Raw genomic sequence first — 590 nt, 5'->3', positions numbered from 1 at the left:
CATTTCATATTTTATAATGCTAATAAGAAATTTATAACCTTAAATCTGAAAACTGAGAAAGGTAGAAGTTTATTTTTGGAACTTATTAAGAAGACAGATATATTTATTGAAAATTTAAAGCCCGGTTCTCTAGAAAGGATGGGATTAGGATACGATACCTTAAAGGTAGTTAATCCAAGGCTTATCTATTGCAGTATTACAGGCTATGGGTATCATGGACCGTATAAAGAATTACCAGGTTTTGATCCTACAGTAGAAGCAGAAAGCGGATTTATGGATACTAATGGTTTTCCGGAAATGCCCACCAGAGTAGGTATGGGTATACTAGACATCATGACACCATATGCCGCAGTAGGAGCAATTCTAGCAGCATTAAGGTATAGAGACAAAACCGGAGAAGGGCAAAGAATTGATATGGCAATGTTTGATATGGCTGTGATTGCGTCGCAGCAAAGTATGGTATATTACTTAGGGAACTTGCCATACAGAGTAGGACCATCTAGCAGTATGTTCTATCCAGAGTATTTATACAAGACTAAAGATGGTTATATTTATGTTATTATTCATACGGATGACGCATGGAAAAGATT

General features: G+C 35.9%; 1 protein-coding gene. It reads left to right on the top strand.

The genetic code is table 11. From position 1 onward, the window contains the following. Positions 1-6: 6 nt before the first annotated feature. The coding region (locus DMP16_RS10680; RefSeq protein WP_306416249.1) for a CoA transferase at positions 7-590 on the top strand (584 nt) is incomplete at its 3' end.

It is taken from the genome of Sulfolobus sp. B1 (assembly GCF_007050195.1).
In the GTDB taxonomy this organism is placed as follows: Archaea; Thermoproteota; Thermoprotei_A; order Sulfolobales; family Sulfolobaceae; genus Saccharolobus.
The sequence above is the reverse complement of the archived record's forward strand: the minus strand, read 5'-3'. Positions and strand labels throughout refer to the sequence as shown.